This window comes from Vibrio sp. Vb1755 (assembly GCF_033338635.1).
GTDB lineage: Bacteria > Pseudomonadota > Gammaproteobacteria > Enterobacterales > Vibrionaceae > Vibrio > Vibrio alginolyticus.
Map to the genome: position 1 here is coordinate 1 of NZ_JAWOTA010000033.1, position 21949 is coordinate 21949.

At 44.5% G+C, this 21949-nt stretch carries 21 protein-coding genes and 2 tRNA genes; 11 read left to right on the top strand and 12 right to left on the bottom strand.

Annotation, left to right across the window (positions count from 1 at the left end; translation table 11 throughout):
* Window positions 1-126 precede the first annotated feature (126 nt).
* The 6 genes from R7E00_RS20125 to lolB form a co-directional block, all read right to left on the bottom strand.
* Window positions 127-203, bottom strand: a tRNA-Met gene (locus R7E00_RS20125).
* A gap of 284 nt (window positions 204-487) precedes the next feature.
* Window positions 488-1579: a redox-regulated ATPase YchF gene (gene ychF / locus R7E00_RS20130; RefSeq protein ID WP_005393178.1), complete on the bottom strand. Its 1092-nt coding sequence runs from the start codon at window positions 1577-1579 to the stop codon at window positions 488-490.
* Between the two features lie 10 nt (window positions 1580-1589).
* Window positions 1590-2180, bottom strand: a complete 591-nt coding sequence (gene pth, locus R7E00_RS20135; protein WP_104978865.1) for an aminoacyl-tRNA hydrolase — start codon at window positions 2178-2180, stop codon at window positions 1590-1592.
* Between the two features lie 151 nt (window positions 2181-2331).
* Window positions 2332-3276 (bottom strand): ribose-phosphate pyrophosphokinase, encoded by a 945-nt coding sequence (locus R7E00_RS20140; protein WP_005393176.1) that lies wholly within the window; start codon window positions 3274-3276, stop codon window positions 2332-2334.
* 27 nt (window positions 3277-3303) lie between these two features.
* The gene (gene ispE, locus R7E00_RS20145; RefSeq protein ID WP_064369040.1) at window positions 3304-4176 is read right to left on the bottom strand and encodes a 4-(cytidine 5'-diphospho)-2-C-methyl-D-erythritol kinase; all 873 of its coding nucleotides are present in this window, start codon (window positions 4174-4176) and stop codon (window positions 3304-3306) included.
* Window positions 4173-4811: a lipoprotein insertase outer membrane protein LolB gene (gene lolB, locus R7E00_RS20150; protein WP_017634843.1), complete on the bottom strand. Its 639-nt coding sequence runs from the start codon at window positions 4809-4811 to the stop codon at window positions 4173-4175. Before lolB ends, ispE begins: the two co-directional genes overlap by 4 nt.
* 134 nt (window positions 4812-4945) lie before the next feature.
* Here lolB and hemA point away from each other — a divergent pair, with 134 nt between their 5' ends.
* From hemA to ybaK, 8 genes are all read left to right on the top strand, one after another.
* Window positions 4946-6202 carry a glutamyl-tRNA reductase gene (gene hemA / locus R7E00_RS20155; protein ID WP_005384104.1) on the top strand — a complete coding sequence of 419 codons (1257 nt, stop codon included), beginning with the start codon at window positions 4946-4948 and terminating at the stop codon, window positions 6200-6202.
* A gap of 29 nt (window positions 6203-6231) precedes the next feature.
* Window positions 6232-7320 carry a peptide chain release factor 1 gene (prfA, locus tag R7E00_RS20160; RefSeq protein ID WP_005382222.1) on the top strand — a complete coding sequence of 363 codons (1089 nt, stop codon included), beginning with the start codon at window positions 6232-6234 and terminating at the stop codon, window positions 7318-7320.
* 3 nt (window positions 7321-7323) lie between these two features.
* Complete coding sequence (prmC, locus tag R7E00_RS20165) at window positions 7324-8178, top strand: peptide chain release factor N(5)-glutamine methyltransferase (RefSeq protein WP_017634841.1); 855 nt, start codon at window positions 7324-7326, stop codon at window positions 8176-8178.
* Window positions 8179-8218: 40 nt separating this feature from the next.
* Window positions 8219-8602 carry a SirB2 family protein gene (locus R7E00_RS20170; RefSeq protein ID WP_005382225.1) on the top strand — a complete coding sequence of 128 codons (384 nt, stop codon included), beginning with the start codon at window positions 8219-8221 and terminating at the stop codon, window positions 8600-8602.
* A gap of 5 nt (window positions 8603-8607) precedes the next feature.
* Window positions 8608-9417 carry a SirB1 family protein gene (locus tag R7E00_RS20175; protein ID WP_005384098.1) on the top strand — a complete coding sequence of 270 codons (810 nt, stop codon included), beginning with the start codon at window positions 8608-8610 and terminating at the stop codon, window positions 9415-9417.
* Window positions 9418-9470: 53 nt separating this feature from the next.
* Window positions 9471-10322, top strand: a complete 852-nt coding sequence (gene kdsA, locus R7E00_RS20180; RefSeq protein WP_005384095.1) for a 3-deoxy-8-phosphooctulonate synthase — start codon at window positions 9471-9473, stop codon at window positions 10320-10322.
* A 220-nt stretch (window positions 10323-10542) separates the two neighbouring features.
* Window positions 10543-12225, top strand: coding sequence for a bifunctional UDP-sugar hydrolase/5'-nucleotidase UshA (ushA, locus tag R7E00_RS20185; RefSeq protein ID WP_262606269.1), 1683 nt, complete (start codon window positions 10543-10545; stop codon window positions 12223-12225).
* Window positions 12226-12327: 102 nt separating this feature from the next.
* Window positions 12328-12801, top strand: a complete 474-nt coding sequence (gene ybaK / locus R7E00_RS20190) for a Cys-tRNA(Pro) deacylase (protein WP_005384092.1) — start codon at window positions 12328-12330, stop codon at window positions 12799-12801.
* Window positions 12802-12867: 66 nt separating this feature from the next.
* On the opposite strand, the gene rluF is transcribed toward ybaK, so the two are convergent.
* The 3 genes from rluF to R7E00_RS20205 all read right to left on the bottom strand — a co-directional run bounded on the left by rluF (window position 12868) and on the right by R7E00_RS20205 (window position 14974).
* Window positions 12868-14025: a 23S rRNA pseudouridine(2604) synthase RluF gene (gene rluF, locus R7E00_RS20195; RefSeq protein WP_158173715.1), complete on the bottom strand. Its 1158-nt coding sequence runs from the start codon at window positions 14023-14025 to the stop codon at window positions 12868-12870.
* 94 nt (window positions 14026-14119) lie between these two features.
* Complete coding sequence (smrA, locus tag R7E00_RS20200; protein WP_005382233.1) at window positions 14120-14701, bottom strand: DNA endonuclease SmrA; 582 nt, start codon at window positions 14699-14701, stop codon at window positions 14120-14122.
* Between the two features lie 132 nt (window positions 14702-14833).
* The gene (locus R7E00_RS20205) at window positions 14834-14974 is read right to left on the bottom strand and encodes a DUF3149 domain-containing protein (protein ID WP_005382236.1); all 141 of its coding nucleotides are present in this window, start codon (window positions 14972-14974) and stop codon (window positions 14834-14836) included.
* Window positions 14975-15233: 259 nt separating this feature from the next.
* Between R7E00_RS20205 and R7E00_RS20210 the strand changes: the two genes are divergently transcribed.
* Window positions 15234-15310 (top strand) — tRNA-Pro (locus R7E00_RS20210).
* A gap of 442 nt (window positions 15311-15752) precedes the next feature.
* Here the strand turns inward: R7E00_RS20210 and R7E00_RS20215 are convergent.
* Window positions 15753-16136, bottom strand: coding sequence for a hypothetical protein (locus R7E00_RS20215; RefSeq protein WP_005384085.1), 384 nt, complete (start codon window positions 16134-16136; stop codon window positions 15753-15755).
* Window positions 16137-16273: 137 nt separating this feature from the next.
* Window positions 16274-17146: a TraB/GumN family protein gene (locus R7E00_RS20220; RefSeq protein WP_054576682.1), complete on the bottom strand. Its 873-nt coding sequence runs from the start codon at window positions 17144-17146 to the stop codon at window positions 16274-16276.
* A 494-nt stretch (window positions 17147-17640) separates the two neighbouring features.
* Between R7E00_RS20220 and R7E00_RS20225 the strand changes: the two genes are divergently transcribed.
* On the top strand, window positions 17641-20292 hold the full coding sequence (locus R7E00_RS20225; protein WP_262606270.1) for a beta-N-acetylhexosaminidase: 2652 nt from the start codon (window positions 17641-17643) through the stop codon (window positions 20290-20292).
* A 438-nt stretch (window positions 20293-20730) separates the two neighbouring features.
* On the top strand, window positions 20731-21423 hold the full coding sequence (locus tag R7E00_RS20230; protein ID WP_206971054.1) for an oligogalacturonate-specific porin KdgM family protein: 693 nt from the start codon (window positions 20731-20733) through the stop codon (window positions 21421-21423).
* A gap of 65 nt (window positions 21424-21488) precedes the next feature.
* On the opposite strand, the gene R7E00_RS20235 is transcribed toward R7E00_RS20230, so the two are convergent.
* Window positions 21489-21938 (bottom strand): DUF411 domain-containing protein, encoded by a 450-nt coding sequence (locus R7E00_RS20235; RefSeq protein WP_047102912.1) that lies wholly within the window; start codon window positions 21936-21938, stop codon window positions 21489-21491.
* Between the last annotated feature and the right edge of the window lie 11 nt (window positions 21939-21949).

Genomic DNA, 21949 nt, shown 5'->3' on the forward strand with positions numbered 1-21949 from the left:
GAGACTTGAACTCTCACACCTTGCGGCGCCAGAACCTAAATCTGGTGCGTCTACCAATTCCGCCACTTCCGCAACTTATTCTGTAGTTATCAAGGTAATTGGTAAAAACCTAAATAACGTTGTTCATGGTGGCTACGACGGGATTCGAACCTGTGACCCCATCATTATGAGTGATGTGCTCTAACCAGCTGAGCTACGTAGCCAAAACCATATTTTTTGTTCTCAACGCTTTGTTGCCTTGTCGTTGGGAACGGCGCGCATTATGCGAAGTTGAGTGAGATCCGTCAACAGTTTTTTTTAATAAATTTCGGAAAAAACCTCGTTCGCTTCCTTTTTAAACAAAGAGGCGTGTTTATGATCTAAAACTGGAAATAAATTAGCTTGCAGTTGCGTAATTTATTTTTGTTCATTTACTTAAGGTATTAAAAAAGCCAGCTTAACAGCTGGCTTTTAGTGTAAATGAAGTGTTTAGAATTCATTCATTTAATTAAACATTGAAGCGGAAGTGTACAACATCGCCATCTTTTACGATGTAGTCTTTACCTTCTAGACGCCATTTACCTGCGTCTTTTGCGCCATTTTCACCATTGAATTGGATGAAATCGTCGTAACCGACTACTTCTGCACGAATAAAGCCTTTCTCGAAGTCAGTGTGGATCTTACCTGCCGCCTGAGGCGCAGTTGCACCAACAGGGATTGTCCAAGCACGTACTTCTTTAACACCTGCTGTGAAGTAGGTGTGTAGAGTCAGTAGTTCGTAACCAGAGCGAATTACACGGTTCAGGCCCGGCTCTTCGATCCCCATATCTGCTAGGAATTCTTCGCGATCTTCATCTTCTAGTTCAGATAGTTCAGATTCGATAGCTGCACATACAGGTACAACGACATTGTTTTCTTTTTCTGCGAACTCACGAACCGCATCTAGATATGGGTTATTTTCGAAGCCATCTTCGTTTACGTTTGCAATGTACATAGTTGGCTTCAGTGTTAGGAAGTTTAGGTAGCCGATTGCTGCTAACTCTTCTTTAGATAGCTCAACTGTGCGTGCCATGCCGCCTTCAGTTAGTACTGGTAACAGTTTTTCTAGTACGGTTAGTTCAAATTTTGCGTCTTTATCGCCGCCTTTTGCCTTCTTCGCGTTACGTTGAATCGCTCGCTCACAAGAATCAAGGTCAGCCATTGCAAGTTCAAGGTTGATCACTTCGATATCTTCGATAGGTGAAACTTTACCTGAAACGTGAACAATGTTTTCGTTTTCAAAACAGCGTACAACGTGGCCAATCGCGTCTGTTTCACGGATGTTAGCTAGGAATTTGTTACCTAAACCTTCACCACGTGATGCACCAGCAACAAGACCAGCGATGTCCACGAACTCCATCGTCGTTGGAAGAACTCTCTGTGGGTTAACGATCTTAGCTAGTGCGTCTAGACGTAGATCTGGCACAGGAACCACACCAGTGTTTGGTTCAATGGTACAGAACGGGAAGTTTGCTGCTTCGATACCCGCTTTAGTTAGTGCGTTGAACAGAGTTGATTTACCTACGTTAGGTAGACCAACGATGCCACATTTAAAACCCATGATAGTAACCTTATTCAGCTTTGAACGTGTGGAGGCGATTTTGTGCTTTAGATAGGCCATCCTTAATCAGGATATCTAGACAACGAACAGCCTCATCAGCTGCTGCATCTAAAAGCTCTTGCTCTTTAGCTGGCGCTTTACCTAATACAAAACCCGCCACTTTATCTTTGTGTCCCGGATGACCAATGCCAATACGAAGACGATAAAAATCTTTGTTATTGCCCAGTTTGCTAATGGTGTCACGCAGACCGTTGTGTCCACCGTGACCCCCACCTTTTTTAAACTTAGCGACACCTGGCGGTAAGTCTAGCTCGTCATGAGCAACCATGATCTCTTCAGGTTTAATTTGATAAAATTTCGCAAGCGCTGCGATCGATTTACCTGATAGATTCATGAAGGTGGTTGGGATAAGCAAACGGAGATCCTGGCCATTGACCATAATGCGTCCTGTTAGACCAAAAAACTTTGGTTCGTTCTTCAGTGTAACGTTGTGAACGTGTGCTAATTCTTCTACAACCCAAGCGCCCGCATTGTGACGAGTTCTGGCGTATTCTGGTCCTGGATTAGCAAGACCAACAAGAAGTTTGATTTGTTGACTCAAGGTTAGGATCTCTCTGGAATCTCAAAAAGCGCAGTATGATAGCACAGAAAACTCGCGGTGGGCGACCAAGGGATTTTCTAGTTATCAGTACAAATAAAAAAACACCCCAAAGAGGGGTGCTTTTGAAATCAGTGTAACTGAAATGTTCGTATTAGTTGAACATTGCAGAGATTGACTCTTCGTTGCTGATACGACGAATCGCTTCAGCCAGCATGCGAGATAGGCTTAGTGTTGTCACTTTACCTGTTGCAGCCATCTCTTTAGACAGAGAGATAGAGTCAGTTACGATAACTTGGTCAAGAACTGAGTTCTTGATGTTATCCGCAGCGTTGCCTGAGAATACTGCGTGAGTAGCGTAAGCGAATACACGCTTAGCACCGCGCTCTTTTAGTGCTTCAGCTGCTTTACATAGTGTGCCACCTGTGTCGATCATGTCATCAACGATCACACAGTCACGACCTTCAACATCACCGATTAGGTTCATTACTTCAGAAACGTTTGCACGTGGACGACGCTTATCTACGATTGCGATGTCGATGTCGCCTAGTGCTTTTGCTGTTGCACGAGCACGAACAACGCCACCTAGGTCAGGAGATACCACTACAGGGTTATCTAGACCGCGAGCCTGCATATCTTCAAGTAGCACTGGCGTGCCGAAGATGTTGTCTACAGGTACATCGAAGAAGCCTTGAATTTGCTCTGCGTGTAGGTCGATAGTTAGAACGCGGTCAACACCAACGTTAGATAGGAAATCAGCAACAACTTTTGCAGTAATTGGCACACGCGCAGAACGTACACGACGGTCTTGGCGAGCGTAGCCGAAGTAAGGGATAACTGCAGTGATACGGCCTGCTGAAGCACGGCGCATTGCATCAATCATAACAACCAATTCCATTAGGTTGTCGTTAGTCGGTGCACAAGTGGATTGAATGATGAAAACATCGCTACCACGAACATTCTCATTGATTTGAACTGCAACTTCGCCATCAGAAAAGCGAGAAACAGATGCATCACCAAGAGAGATGTAAAGACGATCAGCAATACGTTGGGCTAGTTCAGGTGTTGCGTTACCAGCAAATAGCTTCATATCAGGCACGGTGGAAACCTCGGGTTTGCGTCCAGTTTAAATAGGTCGGTGTGAGGCTGATTGGTATTCAGCCAAAGTCTCTTTTAATGGCGAAATATTGCGCCCTTGAGCGATAAATGCCGAGACTTTATCAGAGAGTTGTGCAAGGATAGTTTCTGCTTCAGATTTGCTCGAAAATTCAGCAAAAACGCAAGATCCTGTCCCCGTCAATCTTGACGGCGCGTATTGTAGCAGCCAAGAAAGTTGCTTATCAACCTCTGGGTAGAGCATTCGTACAATTTTTTCGCAATCGTTTACGCTTGGCGTATTTAAAAGTGTTTCTAGATCTCGTTTTGGGGTGTTTCGCGTCAGATCTGGATGACAAAAAACGTCGACGGTTGCAATAGATACATTCGGTCTGACGACTAAATACCACTTTTCTTCGGGATAAGCAGGAGAGAGTTTTTCACCAACACCTTCAGCAAAAGCTGCAAATCCGCGCACAAATACGGGCACGTCTGCGCCTAGTTTTAAACCTATTTCAGCCAGTTCGTCGTCAGTTAGATTCAGTTGCCATAAGTAATTCAGTGCCACTAATGCTGTAGCTGCATTCGATGAGCCCCCACCAATGCCTCCACCCATAGGCAGCACTTTCTGTAGCTCAATATGCGCGCCAAAAGGGCAGTTTGAGTAAGTTTGAAGCGCGGTTGCTGCTTTCCAAATTAAATTGTCTTGAAGGGGCACACCTTCTATGTCTGGAGAAATCGTAATATCACCAGAATGGTTCGCTTGAATGGTGAGCTCATCGCCGTGATCGACGAATTGGAATAAGGTTTGTAACTCGTGGTAGCCATTCTCTGTACGGCCGTTGATATATAGAAAGAGATTCAATTTCGCTGGTGATGGCCAGCGTGTTGAAAGTTCAATCATTGGGTGATGTTCCATTTTGTGATCACTAGATTTATTTTGACATCAGCTGTGGTGAGTTTCAGCTTATTTGGCAGAGGGAGAGACTGTTCATGCCATTGAACGTCGCCATATCGTTGATAAGCAATACTCCAATCATTTAAACCAATTTGTTTGTTTAACGCTTGCAGTGTATTGGTTGGAGACAGTTGGAATTTGTCGGCATCGGTCGGTAGACCTAATAGCCAGTCAGGCATGTGATCGACGGGCATCATCAACCCTGTAAGACGGTAAATCAGCTGATTAGCACTGCGAGAAGAAAGGACCTGATCATCGTAAGTTTCTACTGTGGCGCCTTGTGGGGTGATGGTGAGCTTTAATGCCGTTTGTCCGAGAATCGTTGTTAAACGCAACTGGCTTAGTGCTGAAGAATGTTTCCAGTAGAAGTTTAAATTTTGTCTTTGGTCTGGGCCAATATAACCAAGTTTCCCCGTTGCTTGAAAATCTTGGATGGTTTCGAGTCGCTGCTCATGAGCTTGCCATTCAACGCTGGTAACACTTTCAGGAACGGACGAACAACCAGCGAGCAGTAAGCTCGACAAGAAAAAAAGAATAAAGGAGCGTAACGTCATGTTTGATGGCTTATTAATCAGTTTCATCGGGAATCGCTCACAACTATAGCATTGAAAAGTCGCACTTAGGAAAACAAATCCGGCTTACCCTTTCAATAAATGCGTGCTTACAGTAAAATTCTGGACCTATTTTATAACCTATCCCAGAGATACCACGTTAGATGTCCTTGCTTGCTATTGGAATTAATCACAATACAGCGTCTGTCGACTTGCGAGAGAAGGTGGCGTTTGGTCCGGATAAACTCGGCCCTGCACTCGAGCAACTTAGAGAGCACGAAGCGGTTAACGGCAGTGTGATTGTTTCAACCTGTAACCGAACTGAGTTGTACTGCGATGTTAAGCAAGGAGCGCGAAACAAGTTGATCGATTGGCTTGCTCAATTTCATCAAGTGAGCCGCGAAGATTTAATGCCGAGTTTGTATGTTCATGAAGAACAAGCTGCAATAAAGCATTTGATGCGCGTATCGTGCGGTCTTGACTCTCTGGTGTTGGGTGAGCCTCAAATTTTGGGGCAGGTAAAGCAAGCATTTTCTGACTCGCGAGATCATCAAGCTGTCGATGCCTCGATTGATAAACTGTTTCAAAAGACGTTCTCAGTCGCCAAACGGGTAAGAACAGAGACAGATATTGGTGGTAATGCCGTGTCCGTGGCTTATGCGGCATGTACACTGGCAAAACATATTTTTGAGTCGTTATCAGATTCAACCGTGCTTTTAGTTGGTGCGGGCGAGACGATTGAATTGGTCGCGAAGCATTTAGCGTCCAACGGTTGCACAAAAATGATTGTCGCGAACCGCACTAAAGAGCGCGCGCAAGGCTTAGCGGACCAATTTGGCGCAGAAGTGATCAGTTTGAACGAAATTCCTGAACATTTGGCGAAAGCGGACATTGTGATTAGCTCAACGGCGAGCCCATTGCCTATTATTGGCAAAGGTATGGTCGAAACGGCTCTAAAGCAGCGCCGACATCAACCTATCTTGTTAGTAGATATTGCGGTGCCGCGAGATGTAGAGTCGGAAGTCGGTGAACTGAACGACGCATATCTGTATTCTGTTGATGACTTGCAATCTATCATCGACAGCAACATTGAGCAGCGTAAAGTCGAAGCGATTCAAGCTGAAGCGATTGTTAGTGAAGAAAGCGCTGCATTTATGACATGGTTGCGTTCACTGCAAGCCGTCGATAGTATTCGCGACTATCGCAAATCAGCCAACGAAATTCGTGAAGAGTTACTGAGCAAAAGTTTGCAATCTTTAGCGGCAGGCGCAGATCCGGAGAAAGTGCTGCGCGAGCTGAGTAATAAACTCACCAACAAACTGATTCACGCTCCAACTCGCGCATTGCAAAGTGCAGCAGAGCAAGGCGAACCAGCAAAATTAACGATTATCCGCCAAACACTTGGCTTGGATGATCTATAACTCACGCTTTTTATTAAGAAAACGACACTATGAAAGCCTCTATTCTGACTAAGCTAGAAACGCTAGTAGAACGTTACGAAGAAGTTCAACATCTTCTTGGTGATCCTGATGTAATTGGAAATCAGGACAAATTCCGTGCTCTATCAAGAGAGTACTCTCAGCTAGAAGAAGTAACCAAGTGCTTCCAAGCTTATCAACAAGCACAAGAAGATCTTGTCGCCGCTGAAGAGATGGCAAACGAAGACGACGAAGAAATGCGTGAAATGGCGCAAGAAGAAATCAAAGAAGCGAAAGCGACGATTGAGCGTCTTACTGATGAGTTACAGATTCTTCTTCTGCCAAAAGATCCGAACGATGATCGTAACTGTTTCCTAGAAATTCGTGCAGGTGCGGGTGGCGACGAAGCGGGTATCTTCGCGGGTGATCTATTCCGTATGTACAGCAAGTACGCAGAAAAGCGTGGCTGGCGCATCGAAGTCATGTCTTCAAACGAGGCAGAGCACGGTGGTTACAAAGAGATGATCGCGAAAGTAAGCGGCGACGGTGCATACGGCGTGTTGAAATTTGAGTCAGGCGGTCACCGTGTACAGCGTGTTCCTGCAACTGAATCTCAAGGCCGTGTGCATACTTCTGCTTGTACAGTAGCAGTAATGGCGGAAATCCCTGAAGCGGATCTGCCTGAAATCAAAGCAGCAGACCTGAAAATCGATACGTTCCGTGCATCTGGCGCGGGTGGTCAGCACGTTAACACCACGGATTCTGCAATTCGTATTACCCACTTACCAACGGGTACGGTAGTAGAGTGTCAGGATGAGCGTTCACAGCACAAGAACAAAGCGAAAGCAATGGCGGTTCTTGCTGCTCGTATCGTTCAAGCGGAAGAAGAGCGTCGTGCCGCAGAAGTGTCTGATACACGTCGTAACCTTCTAGGTTCTGGTGACCGTAGTGACCGTATTCGTACATACAACTACCCACAAGGTCGTGTGTCTGATCACCGTATCAACCTGACCATCTATCGTTTGAACGAAGTGATGGAAGGTGACCTGCAGAGCTTGATTGATCCTGTGATTCAAGAGCACCAAGCAGACCAACTTGCGGCGCTCGCAGAGAACGGCTAATCGATGAGCCAAGTTCAATCGATTGAGCAAGCACTGAAAAGTGCGACGGCGAAACTGGCAGAAGGCGGCAAAGAGTCGCCTTCTCTCGATGCAGCTGTACTCCTTTGCCATGTCCTTGGCAAACCACGAACTTACCTGCTGACCTGGCCAGAAAAAGCATTAGAAGCAGAGCAAAAATCTCAGTTTGACGCTCTACTTGAACGACGTTTAACTGGTGAACCCGTCGCTTATATTATTGGTGAGCGAGAGTTTTGGTCTTTACCATTCAAAGTTTCTCCCTCTACCTTGATCCCAAGACCGGATACAGAACGTTTGGTCGAAGTTGCACTCGATAAGACCTACGAGCAGACTGGGCCTATTTTAGATCTTGGAACGGGGACGGGAGCTATCGCCATCGCGCTTGCATCTGAAATGCCAAAGCGTCAAGTGATGGGCGTAGACCTTAAGCAAGAAGCGAAAGCACTTGCAGAGTACAATGCTGAGCAGCTAAACATCAAAAATGTGACCTTTGCTCAAGGCAGTTGGTTTGAGCCTATTACAGAAGGTACGAAGTTTGCTTTAATTGTCTCCAACCCGCCATATATTGATGAAAAAGATCCACATTTATCCCAAGGCGATGTGCGCTTTGAGCCAAAATCTGCATTAGTTGCTAAAGAGAATGGCTTAGCTGATATTCGTCATATCTCGGATCTTGCTCGTCAGTATCTTGAAGTGGGCGGTTGGCTGGCATTTGAACATGGTTATGATCAAGGTGAGGCGGTGCGTGAGATAATGCGTGGCTTTGGTTACCAACAGGTCGCTACGGAAAAAGATTATGGCGGTAACGATCGAGTAACACTTGGTTGTCTGGCCAGTTAATCATGGAAGTCAGCAAACACTAACTAAAAAGAGAAGAAAAATGTACGTAGCTCTAAAACACATACACTTAGTGACGATCGCTCTCAGCGCGACGCTACTATCGATCCGATTCGTGTTAATGATGATGAACTCACCGAAGCGAAATAATCGCTTTTTGAAAGTGTTTCCCCACATCGTTGATACTGCATTGCTAGTGTCAGGTATCGCGCTTATTTTCATTACGGGTTTCATCCCGTTTACCGATGCCGCACCGTGGTTAACAAACAAAATCACCTGCGTACTGGCGTACATTGCGCTTGGATTCTTCTCATTGAAACTTGCGAAAAACAACCTACTGAAGATATTTGGCTTTTTCGGCGCATTAGGTTGGTTGGTCATGGCTGCAAACATTGCTGTGTCTAAGAGCCCTACGTTATTTGGATAGACGTCATGTTAGAGTTTTTTGACGAAGATTTTGACAATATACCGTTGGTGGAAGGTGCGCTTGAGCTAAACAAAGCGATTAACCCAGAAACCAAAGTACATTGGGCGAAACAAGAGTTAGAGCGTCTTTACAAAGATGCAGAAGCCACGCTTGTTCATGAAACCGATGAAGAGCAACGATTTGATGCATTCCTACGACTGTTTTTCCACGAGTGGGGGTTCAAAGGCGACGAGCAGGAATACTTTATTTCGGACAACAGCTTCATCGATAAAGTGTTGGAGCGCAGAAAAGGTATTCCTGTGAGCTTAGGTTCGATTTTGTTATACCTAGGCAAAAAGCTGGGGTTCCCGTTGAAGGGAGTTACTTTCCCTACTCAGTTCCTGTTAAAAGTCGATTGGATGCATAAGAAGCCAGACTACATCAACCCATTTAATGGTGAGTATGTAGGTGAAAGGATTCTTCAAGCTTGGCTTATTGGCCAGGAAGGACCGTTAGCTCAGCTAAAGCCTGAACATTTTGAGGAAGCTGACAACCCAACAATTATTGGTCGCTGGTTGGCATTGATTAAAAGTGCGATGTTGCGTGAAGAGCATTATACGCTGGCATTACGTTGTACAAATCTTGCTCTAACATTTGTGCCAGATGACCCATACGAAATTCGTGACCGTGGTTTTATTTTCCAACAGCTAGAGTGCCCTCAAGTAGCGGTATCAGATTTTCAGTACTTTATTGACCAATGCCCTGACGATCCGGCTTCCGAGCTACTAAAATCACAAGTTAATGTGATGAGTGAAACGCACGTCACACTTCACTAATTTTATCGATGTGCCGAACGGTGGCGTATCGTGGACAGAAAAAGAGAATCAAAATGGAACAGAAAATCGTTAATATCGGCGACATTCAGGTTGCTAACGACAAGCCATTCACCCTATTTGCAGGTATGAACGTTCTTGAGTCTCGTGATCTTGCGATGCAGATCTGTGAGCACTACGTAAAAGTAACGGAAAAACTTGGTATTCCTTACGTATTTAAGGCGTCGTTTGACAAAGCAAACCGCAGTTCTGTTCATTCATACCGTGGTCCAGGTCTGGAAGAAGGTATGAAAATCTTTCAGGAGCTGAAAGACACTTTTGGTGTAAAGATCATCACGGACGTTCACACTGAAGCGCAAGCTCAACCTGTCGCTGACGTGGTAGACGTTATTCAGCTTCCTGCATTCCTAGCTCGTCAAACTGACCTTGTTGAAGCTATGGCCAAAACAGGTGCGGTTATCAACGTGAAGAAACCTCAATTTATGAGCCCAGGTCAAGTGGGTAACATCGTTGAGAAGTTCGCAGAATGCGGTAACGACAAGATCATCCTATGTGAGCGCGGTTCTTGCCACGGTTACGATAACCTAGTTGTAGACATGCTTGGTTTTGGTGTGATGAAAAATGCTTCGAAAGGTAGCCCAATCATCTTTGACGTAACGCACTCACTACAAATGCGTGACCCATCAGGCGCAGCATCTGGCGGTCGTCGTGAGCAGACAGTTGAGCTTGCTAAAGCGGGTCTAGCGACAGGCATCGCAGGTCTATTTATCGAAGCGCACCCAAACCCAGACCAAGCGCGTTGTGATGGCCCATCTGCACTGCCTCTAGACAAGTTAGAGCCATTCTTAGCACAAATGAAATCGCTTGATGATCTGATCAAGAGCTTTGCAGATATCGATATCAAGTAAACGCCAGATGACTGGTGGTAACAAATACTATAGCCAACCGAGTGTTGGCTATTTTTTTATCTGAAAAGCCGTGAATTCTCAAACTTGTTACTGATGAATTTGTTATTGCTAAACAATGCATCATAATTATTAAATCAATGTGTTAGGGTGCACGTGGTTTTCAAATAGATCCAATGCTTAAAATGTGCATCAGTAATCCCAATAAGAAAAAGGTAAATAAATGAATCAGCGTCTGATGATCAAAACTGTTTTGAGTGCCGCTATCTTGGCCTCGTTAGCTGGGTGTGCTACGCAACCTGCACCAGAATGGAATGCCGATACAACCTATAAATTGACCGTATTGCACACTAACGATCATCATGGTCGCTTTTGGCAAAATCGATACGGTGAATATGGCATGGCGGCGCGTAAAACGTTAATCGATGATTTGCGCGAAGAAATACAGGCTGAGGGGGGGAGCGTGTTATTGCTTTCTGGTGGTGACATCAACACAGGAGTACCTGAGTCTGATTTACAAGATGCCGAGCCGGATTTCAAAGGCATGAGCAAAATTGGTTACGATGCGATGGCTCTAGGTAATCATGAGTTTGATAATCCATTGGACGTGCTATTCAAGCAGCAAGAGTGGGCAAACTTTCCGATGTTGTCTGCCAATATTTACGATAAAAATACTGGCAAGCGTTTATTCCAACCATACGCGATGTTTAAAAAGCAGGGCATTAAAATTGCGGTCATTGGTCTTACAACCGAAGACACTGCGAAACTTGGCAACCCTGAATTCATTGAACAAATTGACTTCCGTGACCCGAAAGAAGAAGCCAAGGAGTTGATTGCAGAACTGAAAGAGACAGAGTATCCAGATCTGATTTTTGCTGTCACGCATATGGGACACTATGAAAATGGTAATAGAGGCATCAATGCTCCTGGCGATGTGGCGTTAGCTCGTTATTTGAATGACGGCGATCTCGACATGATCGTTGGAGGACACTCACAAGAACCTGTGTGCATGGAAGGTCCAAACGTTATCAAAAAGAACTTTAAACCAGGTGATGAATGTCAGCCCGATAAACAAAATGGTACCTTTATTGTTCAGGCACATGAGTGGGGGAAATATGTGGGACGCGCCGATTACGAGTTTCGTAATGGCGAACTCTCGATGGTGAGCTACGATCTGATCCCTGTAAACTTGAAAAAGAAAGTTAAAGTTGATGGTCAGTCACAACAAGTCTTTATCCAAGAAGAGATTAAACAAGACGAAATGATGCTTGAGTTTCTTCGTCCTTATCAAGAAAAAGGTCAGGGCAAGCTAAACGTGAAGATTGCAGAATCTAACGGTAAGCTTGAGGGTGACCGCAATGTGGTTCGTTACCAGCAAACAAACTTAGGTCGATTAATTGCAACGGCTCACATGGAACGTGCGAAATCAGATTTCGCCGTAATGAATTCTGGTGGTGTTCGAGATTCGATTGCTGCGGGTGATATTACTTATAAAGACGTGCTCACTGTTCAGCCATTTGGCAATATGGTTTCTTACGTTGATATGACGGGTAAAGAGGTATTAGATTATCTAAATGTCGTTGCAACTAAGCCTGTTGACTCTGGTGCTTATGCACAGTTTGCCGGCATTGCGATGAGTATCAATAATGGTGAGGTAACCAATGTGTTTATTGGTAATAAGCAACTTCGCTTAGATGGTAATTACCGCTTTACCGTACCAAGCTACAATGCTGCTGGTGGTGATGGTTACCCTAAAATCGACGATCATCCAGGGTATGTAAATACAGGTTTTACCGATGCTGAAGTTTTGAAGGATTATTTAGAAACACACAGCCCTATTGATGTTAATGAGTATGCCCCTTCGGGTGAAATCACGTATTTAGTTGATACGGCGATTGAGCAGTAACCCAACAGAGAAAAAGCGATTGACTCAAACTCGCTGATATCATTAACTAAAAGCGCAGATCCAATTCAATCTGCGCTTTTTGTTTTTATGAGGAGAATCTTGATGACTCCGGCCATTAATCTTGCGAAAAAGAAAAAAATTCCACACACGATTCATCAGTATGAGCATGACCCTAGAGCCGATAGTTATGGCTTGGAGGCTGCTGAAGTGCTAGGACAGGATCCGAAAACAGTATTTAAAACCTTGTTGTTCTGCTTGAACGGGGAGCCAAAGAACCTTGCGGTTGCGATTATCCCTGTTGATCAAAAGCTGAACCTAAAACTGGCGGCGAAAGCAGCGAAGGGCAAAAAGGCCGATATGGCTGATCCGGAAATCGCCCAAAAGACCACAGGTTATGTCGTTGGTGGAATTAGCCCACTAGGGCAGAAGAAAGCCTTACCTACTTTTTTGCACGAAAGCGCAGCAGAGCAAGACAAAATCTGTGTGAGTGCTGGTAAACGTGGTTTAGAAATTGAGTTAGCCCCGAGAGATTTGCTGAGCTTAACTCGTGGTCAGTTTGCACCTCTTTGTTTGTAAACTCATGACAAATAAAAAGGACGCTCATGAGCGTCCTTTTTTGATCTTGCCTGTGTCAGTGAAGTGTTACTTCTTCAGACTCAATGTACCACCAGTGCGTTTAGCTGGTTTGCTTGGTTTCGCGGCATTTGGATTCATGTAATGCTGCTTAGGCTTACTCGGTGATTGAGGCTTGTTTGCTGAATGCGTATTGCTCGATGCATCTGGTTTACGGTGCGATTTACCATGCTCGCCTTGCGGTCTGCTGCGTTCACCTTGTGGTTTCGCTTTGTAATGTTCTTTAGCTGGACGTCCGCCTTCATCATCACGCTGACGACGCTTTTGTTGACCTTTTTTCGAGTTTGGTGCATGACGGAACTCATCAGCATTGTTACCGCGGAAAGTTCGTGTCTTCTGGTTACGACGAGCAGTAGAATCTTGGTTTTCTTCACGGCTATCAAACAGCTTCGCGTCGGTCGCTTTACGAATGTTGCGACCTCTAGAGTCTGTTTTTGATGCTTCTTCTGTACCTACAGAGCCTTCACACATTGCTAGGATCTCTGCCACTTCTTCGTCACTTAGGTAACGCCATTTTCCATTCGGAATACCATCAAGAGAGATATTCATGATGCGTACGCGACGCAGCTTGAATACTTCATAGCCCAGCGCTTCACACATGCGACGGATCTGACGGTTAAGTCCTTGAGTGAGCACAATACGGAAAGAGAATTTAGTTTCTTTCGTTACCTTACAAGGTAGGGTGACTGTGTCGAGAATCTTAACGCCACTCGACATCTGTTTGAGAAACTCTCCTGTAATTGGCTTGTCCACGCGTACGACGTACTCTTTTTCGTGGTTGTTGCCTGCGCGAAGGATTTTGTTCACGATGTCGCCATCGTTGGTCAAAAAGATCAGACCATCAGAGGGTTTGTCTAAGCGGCCGATCGGAAAGATACGTTTTTGGTGGCCGATGAAATCAACGATGTTTCCAGGGACGTCTCTCTCAGTTGTACAGGTGATGCCTGTTGGTTTATTGAGAGCGATATAAATCGGCTTCTCTTTTGCTGCCACTGGCTTACCATCCACACAAACATCATCACCAGGTAGCACTTTTGTCCCCATTTCAGGTTTGTTGCCATTAATGGTGACACGGCCTTGCTCAATCAGTCTGTCTGCTTCACGGCGTGAGCAAAACCCCGTTTCACTGATGAATTTATTTAATCGTTTAGCGTTGTCTTGTGACATTTTTGTCTCCTAACGTTTCACAACGGCGAATGAAGCTCCCTTCCTTTAAGGGGAAGGAAGAATAAGGGCGGGCATTCTAGCATTAGGGTGAAATTTAGCCTAACCGTTTTTGGTGACGTTCGCGGGTTTCTAATTTCTTTTCCGCACTTTTTCTAAGTAGGACGTAAACGGCTCCAGTTCCACCGTGAAAGCGTTGCGCACTATGGACGCATTGGACTTCCTTTATTTGTCGTAGCCAACTGCTAACAAAGCTTTTCATCATTGCAGGTGGATTTGAGCGTTCTCCTCGACCATGGACGATAACGACCGTTCTAATGTCCATTGATAGGCATTGCTTTAAAAACGTCACGACTTCATCACGTGCTTCTTTCAATGTTTTACGGTGCAAATCCAAGCGAGCTTGGATTGGATACTTACCAAGGCGAAGTTTGCGGTAAACCCCGTCCTGTACACCATCACGTTTGAACTCAACAAAGTCCTCTGGCTTGAGCATTTCAGCGTGATCAAGTGATAGGTATTCTGGGTCATCTTCCGTTAACCAGATTGCTGCTTCTCGTTTTGCGAGCTGTGCTTCTGTTACTTGGTGTACTTTTTTGTGTTCGGTGGTGTCTTGAGTGATTGGCTTTACATCGCCCATCATCTGTTGAAATAGATCAAAATCGTCGTCGTGAGACATAGCAGTAATCTCATTAAGAACAGGGAAGAATAATAGGATTATATCAATGAGTGGTGCATTGAGATCAAATAAAAAACCGGAGTAGGCAAGTAACCGACTCCGGTGCAAAGCGTTTCTAGAGCTAAGCGAGATCTAGTGAGGAGATTTGTCGTTCATGATCTTGTATATGAAGAAACCGCCGTAAAATAACATCAGACCAATTGCCCCAAAAATTACTATCATTGACGATAGACCCACTGCATTACCAAATAGGAGATCAAGCCAAAAGTCCATACGTTTCCTCCAAGATGTTCCCGACAGGAATAAACTAAATGGCGGTGTCTTGTTGCACACTGATCTGGATCAATTATGTTGCTAAGGTTAATAAACTGTATTTTGTTGTGAGTTATCAGTCACATTTTACGTGCTAGTGTTCAGTTATTCATCAAACGAATTAAGACCTAAGGTTTTTTTGTAAAAAGCACTTGCGCCACAGTTCAGAATCCGTAATATACGCACTCGTTGACGGGGACAATTCCTCAGTTAAACATCTCGGTGAATAGCGCAGCTTGGTAGCGCATCTGGTTTGGGACCAGAGGGTCGGGGGTTCGAATCCCTCTTCACCGACCACTTTCAGAAAGCCTGCTCAATGAGCAGGCTTTCGTCGTTTTAGCGGCAGCAAATTTGACTTTGATAGTAGCGAACCAAATGGAGTTCGCCTGAAGTTAGAATATGGCTCTTCATCGACACATATTGAGAAAAAGGCTCTACAGAAATGTAGAGCCTTTTTCGTATTTGGTGATATTTATTTGGAACCAGAGGATCGGGGTCTGGAATGCCAGTCCTCTGGAAGCCCAGTCGCGTCGAATCCCTACTTCACCGACCACTTTCAGAAAGCCTGCTCAATGAGCAGGCTTTCGTCGTTTTTAGTGCTAGTAATTTTAGACTTCAATAGTATCGAACCAAATGGGGTTCGCTTGAAGTTAGAACATGGCTCTTCACCGACACGTATTGAGAGGAAGGCTCTACAGAAATGTAGGGCCTTTTCATTTTTTAAGAGCGAGTAAATTTATTACTTGATGTCACACGAGATAGTATTGATAGGAGTTTCAGAAGTAGTGAAACAGACATAAGCGGTCTTTGGGTGATTTGGCCCAATCTTGACGTAACCCGCTTTTAAATCGTCTTCATCAAACGTTACTGAGTGAGATTTGCTTGTATTTCCATCATAGTAAACCGCTTCAAAGCCTTGGTTCATCATATGTGCAACGCGATTTCGAGTGTGGGCTGTTGAAAACGTGATGTTCGCGCAACGCATCATTGGTTTTTCGGTAATAAGAAATTGACCACTCTCTTTATCTAAAACACCGCCTTTTACTTCCGGAGTTATATCAATAGCTTGAAAAGCTTCTACGTTGCATGGCGGTTTAGCATAAGACAGCGAAGAAGTGAGCATAATTCCAATCGTGTATAGGAATAAATATTTAAATTTCATATGAGTTGTTTTGTATCCACTTAGCTTAACGGCGTTTTATAAGAAAGTTTGAATGAATTTTAAATGGTTGTATTTAAATGGCATTTTTCAAACAATCACTAGATATCACAATTTGCTTGGCGCGTCTTACCCAGTGGTTTGATGTTAAATCCCCGATTTTTAAGCAGTTCAATCAGGTTATCTTTACCTACTAAATGCAAGCCACCAACAACAACGGTGTAACGACCCGATTGCTGAGGTAGAACACTGCCAGTGTCGAGTTTTTTAGCCCAATCTCGATTACGCTCGTATAAAAAGGCTTGGTTAAACTCTTCTGTTGTATGATCGGTCAAAGAGGCTTCGACCAACATGCTACCATCACCACTCTTCCAACTCTCTATCAAGCATTGAACCAACTCTTCTCCGCCATCATATTCTTCAATTGATGAGAGAAGTATCTCTTTACCGCCTTCTGATTGACCTGCGATTAAATCGATTTGGAATTGCACGGACTCTAGTGGAATGACCGGGATTTGCTTTTTATCAGCGAGTCCTATTAAGTGCATGTCGACCCCTTTATCAGAGACATACCCCAGTTTGTTGACTAAAGCGAGTTGGATGGTGAATGCGGCCATCCAAGGTGGGGAATTTAGGAGTTGAGTTTCTGGCAAACCTAAATCTTGGGCAATTTCAATTAAGTGGCGACGTTGAGCTCTGTCTAAAACATCTTTAGAAAGAATGGTTGTTTGTGGGTAAACCAAGCCTTCAGAATTCCTGACGTCTGCTTCAATAATCAACCCTGTGCTTTGGCTTAAATGCTGGATGACCGTTCTAGGGAGTGGGTACATCGTTTTATCCCCCACATGTACCGAGCCAATAATCATAAGTTCGGTTTCCCCTTTTTTTGCTAACCAATGCTGTGGCTCTGCATAAGATGAAAAAGGAGTCAAAGTAACAAGTAGAGATGATATGAGCGTCAAGAGACGAAACATAGAATGGTCCTCAGATAAGATACCTTTAAACTTTATACGCAAAATAGCGTGAGGTTAAGTGCAATTTCTCCAGTGGGGTATTCGACAAAATCGTCATTTCTAAAAATATTGACGAGTTTTGACGACGAATAAATGAGAGTCACTTCACGAAAGGTAAATAGGTAATTCGCTTACTAATGGCTCACAAAATAATTAGGCGTGATCCAAATCTTACAAAATCAGTCGTAACTCATGAATATAAGTGACCTAGATCGCAGCAAACTCGTCAAAACAAGTTGTTCGATTTTGACGTGTATTGTAACCCCATGAAAATTAGGTTTTTATTATTTTTTCTGAGTGTCATTTTTTGAACTGGATCACTTCCTATTTCTATTTATTTTACGCTTAGAAATAACAGGTTGTATGTTGAATGTAACGGTTAGGCACCTCGCATTTGAGGGGCCGAGATTTTTATCATTGTCGTTTTGAACCACTGACTTTTTTGGGGAAGTAAGATGTTTAAACCTAGTCTGATTGCTGTTTCTGTTATCACTACATTAGCAGGTTGCTCTGCGCTGCAAAGCTCTGAACAACAAGTTGTAAATTCGTTGGCTAATAATCTTGATATTCAATACCAAGTGTTGACTAACCACGGTGCAAACGAAGGTCTTGCTTGTCAGGACTTAGGGGCTGAGTGGGCGTCTTGTAACAAGGTAAACATGACGCTGGTTAACCAAGGTGAAGCGGTTGACTCAAAAGATTGGGCTATTTACTTCCATAGCATTCGTCTGATTCTGGATGTTGAAAACGAACAGTTTAAAATCTCTCGCGTAACGGGTGATCTACACAAACTAGAACCAACAGATAAGTTTGATGGTTTTGCTGCGGGTGAAGAGGTTGTGCTTCCTCTTGTTGCTGAATACTGGCAGCTATTTGAAACTGACTTCATGCCAGGCGCTTTCGTTGCTGCACCAAATGCAGAGCCTAAGATGATCGCTTCTCTTAACACAGAAGACGTTGCATCTTTCGTGACTGGCCTTGAGGGTAACAACCTAAAACGTACGCCAGATGACAACAACGTATTTGCGAGCGCTGTGTCTCGTTTCGAGAAGAACGAAGATCTAGCAAAACAAGACGTATCAACCACGTTACTACCAACGCCAATGTCTGTTGAAGCAGGTAAAGGTACGGTAGATATCGCGGCGGGTATTGCGCTGCCTAAAGACGCATTCGATGCGGCTCAATACGCAGCAATTCAAGGTCGTGCAGAAGTGGTAGGTGTGGATGTTCGTGGTGATCTTCCTGTAAGCATCACTGTTGTTCCTGCAGACTTCACCGGTGAATTGGCAAAATCTGGTGCTTACGAAATGAGCATCAAAGGCGACGGTATTGCGATTAAAGCGTTTGACCAAGCAGGTGCTTTCTACGCAGTACAATCTATCTTTGGCCTGGTAGATAGCCAAAATGCTGATTCTCTACCACAACTGTCTATTAAAGATGCGCCGCGTTTTGATTACCGTGGTGTGATGGTGGACGTGGCTCGTAACTTCCACTCTAAAGACGCAATTCTTGCAACGCTTGACCAAATGGCCGCGTACAAGATGAACAAACTACACCTTCACCTAACGGATGATGAAGGCTGGCGTTTAGAAATCCCGGGTCTGCCTGAGCTGACTGAAGTGGGTGCTAACCGTTGTTTCGATTTGGAAGAGAAAAGCTGTTTACTGCCTCAGCTTGGCTCAGGCGCAACGACAGACAACTTTGGCTCTGGCTTCTTCAGCAAAGCAGACTACGTGGACATCTTGAAGTACGCGAAAGCGCGTAACATCGAAGTGATTCCTGAAATCGATATGCCAGCGCACGCACGTGCAGCAGTGATATCAATGGAAGCACGTTACGACCGTCTGATGGAAGAAGGCAAAGAAGCCGAAGCGAACGAGTACCGCCTGATGGACCCTCAAGATACATCGAACGTAACGACGGTTCAGTTCTACAACAAGCAAAGCTTCATCAACCCATGTATGGAATCTTCAACTCGCTTTGTTGATAAAGTGATTTCAGAAGTAGCAGCAATGCACCAAGAAGCGGGCACGCCGCTAACAACATGGCACTTTGGTGGTGACGAAGCGAAGAACATCAAGCTAGGCGCTGGTCTGCAAGATATCAACGCAGAAGACAAAGTAAGCTGGAAGGGTAACATTGATTTGTCTAAGCAAGACAAGCCATTCGCACAGTCTCCACAATGTCAGACGCTAATTGCAGACGGTACGGTAAGCGATTTTGCTCATCTACCAAGCCACTTTGCAGAAGAAGTGTCGAAGATGGTGGCAGAGAAAGGCATTCCAAACTTCCAAGCTTGGCAAGATGGTCTTAAATACAGTGAAGGTGAGAAAGCGTTCGCAACAGAAAACACGCGTGTTAACTTCTGGGACGTTCTTTACTGGGGTGGCACATCATCAGTGTACGAATGGTCTAAGAAAGGTTACGACGTGATCGTTTCTAACCCAGACTACGTGTACATGGACATGCCGTACGAAGTTGACCCGAAAGAGCGTGGTTACTACTGGGCTACACGTGCAACAGATACTCGTAAGATGTTTGGCTTTGCACCAGAGAACATGCCTCAGAACGCAGAAACCTCTATAGACCGTGATGGCAATGGCTTCACTGGTAAAGGTGATATCGAAGCGAAACCATTCTATGGCCTATCAGCACAGCTTTGGTCTGAGACAGTACGCAACGATGAGCAATATGAGTACATGGTATTCCCTCGCGTACTAGCAGCAGCTGAGCGTGCATGGCACCGTGCTGATTGGGAAAACGACTACAAAGTGGGTGTTGAATACTCGCAAAGCTCTAACCTAGTAGACAAAGCTGCGCTAAACCAAGACTACAACCGCTTTGCGAACGTACTTGGCCAACGTGAACTGGCTAAGCTAGAGAAATCAGGTATCGACTACCGTCTACCTGTACCAGGCGCGAAAGTTGAAGAGGGTAAACTGGCAATGAACGTTCAGTTCCCGGGTGTGAAGCTTCAATACTCTCTAGACGGCAAGAACTGGCTAACTTACGCAGATAATGCTCGTCCAAATGTGAAAGGTGAAATGTTTATCCGTTCTGTGTCAGCAACCGGTGAGAAAGCAAGTCGAGTGACCAGCGTGAAATAACTCGATTCTTGTAAGTTAATTTTTTGGCAAAGCCTCAACATCATGTTGGGGCTTTCTTTATTTTTTGAGGAAATTAAGCGTGATCGATGTCTAGTTATTTTTCATTGATAAATAAGTTTTTGGTTGTAATGGTCAAGGTTATTGTGAACTGGATCGACTTAATCTGCTAAATATCAATAAACAACCTGTTTATGATCACACTTCTATTTTTTGAATAATTTTATAAAAATACGATAAGTGCCTGTATTTCCCATGTTTTTATCAGGGTTGTTGAGCTCGGTTTGAACAAGATCACTTTTTAAAATGTTTTATTTTCCATCGCGAATTAATTAAAACAATATTGCGAACGCCAAGGAGGCACATTCCAAAGTTTGCGATAAAAGGGAAGAGATGCCCTCTAAAACTATCGCATAACGTGAATAAATAAAGGCAGTAATTATGAAAAACATTTTTGCACTGAGTGCTCTTTCTCTCGCTTTCGCTTCTAACGCTTTTGCTGGTTCTTCTTACGTAACAGGTAATGTTCAATTCCACGATGATGGTCGAATTCATGGTTCGGACGTTACGTCTACACTGGAAGCTGGTCATACTTTTGATAACCAATTCGGCGGCTTTACGGTTTACACCGAATTTGATGGTATTCAGTTGGGTAAACTGGAAACAGAAAACGGTGGCGCAGGTAACACAACACCAGCAATCACTGTGGGTGGTGAGCAGTCATTTAATATTACCGATCATTTATGGGTTGCCGCGGGTTACCAACACCTGTTCTCTGCTGGCGAGAACGTACAGTACCGTCCATTGGTTAAGATCGGTTACAACTTCGATAACGGCATCTCCTTAAGTAACCGTACTCGTGCGCACATTGATGCGACAGGCGCAGATGCGGATACAGATTACCGCATGGACAACCGCATCGGTTACGTGATGAATGAGGATGTGACGCTAAGCTACAACAACGTCTACATGATTGAAGCGGAAACCATGGACCACGAGCTTCGTGCAACGTGGACTCGTAAAGGTGTTCAACCTTACTTTGAGTTCCGTAGTCAAGCACACGGTGCAGAAAACGCGAGTGGTGACAGCCTAGTGAATAACGCTTTTGTATTTGGTGCCTCTTACGGCTTCTAATTTTATATTTGTCTTAACTGTCCATTAAGAAAAAGCCCAACGGTTTATCTCGCTGGGCTTTGTTTTTATTGGTCGTTGCCTTCGTGGTGGCTATATTCGAACACTTGGCCTTTTTCGTTAAAGGCGTAAACGGTGTAGCTGTCTTTTTTGTCGCCATATTCCATACCAGGGGAGCCCATTGGCATGCCCGGTACTGATAGGCCTTTTGCGTTACGTGGTGGATTTTTCAAAAACGCTTTAATGTCTTCGGCTGGAATGTGACCTTCGAACAGATAGCCGTTGATCTCTGCCGTGTGGCAAGAGTAAAGCTGTTCGTTCTTGATGCCTAGCTCGCGTTTGATGGCGTTCATGTCATCGTGCAATTTTTCTTCGACCGTAAAGCCGTTCTCTTCCATGTGTTTTGTCCATTCTCCACAACAGCCACAGTATGGCGATTTGTGGTTAATGACATCGGCTGCCAATACGTTGGCGGACACGGTCGCAAGCATTGCAAAGGTCAATAGTTTCAACTTCATAATACCCTCAA

Bases quoted from the DNA above. Each gene is read 5' to 3' on its own strand.
- ybaK (WP_005384092.1), top strand. From the start codon at position 12,328: ATGACTCCGGCCATTAATCTTGCGAAAAAGAAAAAAATTCCACACACG.
- R7E00_RS20220 (WP_054576682.1), bottom strand. From the start codon at position 17,146: ATGTTTCGTCTCTTGACGCTCATATCATCTCTACTTGTTACTTTGACT.
- smrA (WP_005382233.1), bottom strand. From the start codon at position 14,701: ATGTCTCACGACGACGATTTTGATCTATTTCAACAGATGATGGGCGAT.
- prfA (WP_005382222.1), top strand. From the start codon at position 6,232: ATGAAAGCCTCTATTCTGACTAAGCTAGAAACGCTAGTAGAACGTTAC.
- R7E00_RS20230 (WP_206971054.1), top strand. From the start codon at position 20,731: ATGAAAAACATTTTTGCACTGAGTGCTCTTTCTCTCGCTTTCGCTTCT.
- kdsA (WP_005384095.1), top strand. From the start codon at position 9,471: ATGGAACAGAAAATCGTTAATATCGGCGACATTCAGGTTGCTAACGAC.
- ispE (WP_064369040.1), bottom strand. From the start codon at position 4,176: ATGATTGAACTTTCAACACGCTGGCCATCACCAGCGAAATTGAATCTC.
- R7E00_RS20235 (WP_047102912.1), bottom strand. From the start codon at position 21,938: ATGAAGTTGAAACTATTGACCTTTGCAATGCTTGCGACCGTGTCCGCC.
- lolB (WP_017634843.1), bottom strand. From the start codon at position 4,811: ATGAAACTGATTAATAAGCCATCAAACATGACGTTACGCTCCTTTATT.
- R7E00_RS20205 (WP_005382236.1), bottom strand. From the start codon at position 14,974: ATGGACTTTTGGCTTGATCTCCTATTTGGTAATGCAGTGGGTCTATCG.
- hemA (WP_005384104.1), top strand. From the start codon at position 4,946: ATGTCCTTGCTTGCTATTGGAATTAATCACAATACAGCGTCTGTCGAC.
- ychF (WP_005393178.1), bottom strand. From the start codon at position 1,579: ATGGGTTTTAAATGTGGCATCGTTGGTCTACCTAACGTAGGTAAATCA.
- R7E00_RS20170 (WP_005382225.1), top strand. From the start codon at position 8,219: ATGTACGTAGCTCTAAAACACATACACTTAGTGACGATCGCTCTCAGC.
- prmC (WP_017634841.1), top strand. From the start codon at position 7,324: ATGAGCCAAGTTCAATCGATTGAGCAAGCACTGAAAAGTGCGACGGCG.
- R7E00_RS20225 (WP_262606270.1), top strand. From the start codon at position 17,641: ATGTTTAAACCTAGTCTGATTGCTGTTTCTGTTATCACTACATTAGCA.
- rluF (WP_158173715.1), bottom strand. From the start codon at position 14,025: ATGTCACAAGACAACGCTAAACGATTAAATAAATTCATCAGTGAAACG.
- ushA (WP_262606269.1), top strand. From the start codon at position 10,543: ATGAATCAGCGTCTGATGATCAAAACTGTTTTGAGTGCCGCTATCTTG.
- R7E00_RS20175 (WP_005384098.1), top strand. From the start codon at position 8,608: ATGTTAGAGTTTTTTGACGAAGATTTTGACAATATACCGTTGGTGGAA.
- R7E00_RS20215 (WP_005384085.1), bottom strand. From the start codon at position 16,136: ATGCTCACTTCTTCGCTGTCTTATGCTAAACCGCCATGCAACGTAGAA.